Consider the following 2096-nt stretch of genomic DNA (forward strand, 5'->3'; position numbering starts at 1 on the left):
GCCGTGCTCGGCGTGTTCACCGCCGCGTCCGTGGTCGAGGTCGCGCTGATCACCGTGCAGAAGTGGCGCGGCGTCCCGTCCCACCTGAACATGGAGGGCAACGCGAACACCGTCATCTCGCGCGCCCTCGCCGGGGGCGGCGGCGTCATCGTCGCCACGGTAGCCCTGCTCACCGTCGCGGCGTTCCGCACCCCGGTCACCACCCGTCCGGACGCGGGGGCCCGCGAGCCGGCCGGGACGCCGAGCATGCGGCTGGCGCTGCGGGTCGGGTTCGGGGCGCTGCTGCTGTCGATGCTGTCCGGGGCGGCGATGATCGCGCGCGGCGTCGTGCTCGTCCAGCAGGGCCACCAGCAGGACGCCTACCACGTGATCGGCGCGTTGAAGCCCGCGCACGCCGTGCTCATGCACGCGGTGCTGGTCCTGCCCGCGCTCGCCTGGCTGCTGAGCCTGACCGCGCGGCCCGAGGCCAGCCGCACGCGCGTCATCGCGGGCGTCGCGCTCGCCTACGGAGTCGCCGCCGCCGTCGTCACGGCGGTCTCGCTGATCGACTTCCTGCCCTAGCGGTTCGCGGCACCGGCGGTTTCGTGGCCTGGCGGTCCGGCGGCCTACCGCCCGTGGCGGACGGCCGAGCCCGCCTTCCAGCGGGACCACGGCAGTTGCCAGTAGCCGTAGCCGTTCGTCCAGGCCAGGGGACGGTTCGTCCCGGTGACGATCACGACGTCGCCGCGCTGCGAGCGGGCGTAGAACCAGCGCGCGAACGCGGGGGAGGCGTTGACGCAGCCGTGGCTGACGTTCGCCCTGCCCTGCGAGGCGACCGACCAGGGCGCGGAGTGGACGTACTCGCCGGTGGCCGAGATCTGCACCGCGTACCGCACCTTGAGCTTGTAGTAGCGCGGGTCCCTCGGGTCGGTGACGCCCATCCACGCGGACGTCATGACGACCGGATCGCTCTTGCGCATCACCAGGTGGACGCCGTTGGTGGTGGTGTAGGCGGGCTTGCCGCCGCGTCCGGCGCTGATCGGCGCGGTCCGGACGACGCGGCCGTCCTCGCGCACCTTCATCCGGTGCGTGCGGGTGTTGACGACGCTGATCCGGGCCCGTCCCACGTGGAAGCCGCGGGTCACGTTCTTCGCGCCGGACAGTCCCGCGACGTCGTGCAGGTCCTCCAGCCGCGCGTCGAGGAGGACCCGTTCACCGGCCGGCCAGTAGTGCCGCGGCCGGTACACCGCCTGCCGGGACGACGGCCAGAACCAGCCGCCCGGCACGGGCCGCGACATCCGCACCCGCAGCACGCGCTCGACCTTCGCCCGGGACGGCACCGGACGGGTGAACGTCACGATGACCGGCATGCCGACCCCGACGACCTCGCCCTCGCGCGGCACCACGTCCGCGATGCCGAACGTCCGGACGCGCATCGCCTTCAGCTCGGGCCGGGACTGCGCCGACGAGGGGGACGCGGAGGTGGGGAGGGCGGCCGGGGCGGCGAGCGTGTCGGTGCGGTCGGTCCCGCCGCCGGGACCGCCGCCGAGCGCCGCGCCCGCCGCACCGCCGCACGCGCCGAGCGACAGCGCGGGAGCGGTCAGCGCGGCGGCCGTCCGCCACCGGCAGGTCCGGGCGGGGAGGAGCGTGGCGCGGCGCGGCATGTTCACCTCAGGACAGGTAGGGGACACTCGGTGATCGGACGCTCACCGGAAGCGACGACTCTCGGCAAAATAGACGGTGAGCGGAATCGGTGCGTCCCGACGTGCCAGAGCGCATGTCTCGATTGGATGACGGCTCGGGCGCGAGGCCGGGATGACGCTCGGGCGCGGGGCCGTACGCCGGATCGGGGGCCGGGCCGCGAACGCCGGTCCGCAGCGGCGCCCGACCGGACCTCCGGGCCGCGAGTCGTGGCACGTGAGGGCCTCTGCCCCCGGGCGGAGTCCGGAGGGTCGCTTTGGTAGATTCCGCCGGGGGAGGTCGCCATGGGGACGCGGGGCGAGCTGCGCATCTATCTCGGCGCCGCGCCCGGGGTCGGGAAGACCTACGCGATGCTCGGCGAGGCCCGGCGCCGTGTCGAGCGCGGCGCCGACGTGGTCGTCGGCCTGGTGGAGACG

2 protein-coding genes and 1 pseudogene are annotated in these 2096 nt (G+C 74.5%); 2 read left to right on the forward strand and 1 reads right to left on the reverse strand.

The annotated features are described in order from the left end of the window. The coding region (locus AB0J52_RS37625; RefSeq protein WP_500187746.1) for a hypothetical protein at positions 1 to 561 on the forward strand (561 nt) is incomplete at its 5' end. A 44-nt stretch (positions 562 to 605) separates the two neighbouring features. On the opposite strand, the gene AB0J52_RS37630 is transcribed toward AB0J52_RS37625, so the two are convergent. Then, positions 606 to 1643, reverse strand: coding sequence for a L,D-transpeptidase (locus tag AB0J52_RS37630; RefSeq protein WP_500187747.1), 1038 nt, complete (start codon positions 1641 to 1643; stop codon positions 606 to 608). Between the two features lie 321 nt (positions 1644 to 1964). Between AB0J52_RS37630 and AB0J52_RS37635 the strand changes: the two are divergent. Further along, positions 1965 to 2096 (forward strand): annotated as a pseudogene (locus AB0J52_RS37635) (sensor histidine kinase KdpD); the annotation flags it as partial.

The sequence above is a fragment of the Spirillospora sp. NPDC049652 genome, assembly GCF_040675125.1.
Taxonomy (GTDB): domain Bacteria; phylum Actinomycetota; class Actinomycetes; order Streptosporangiales; family Streptosporangiaceae; genus Spirillospora.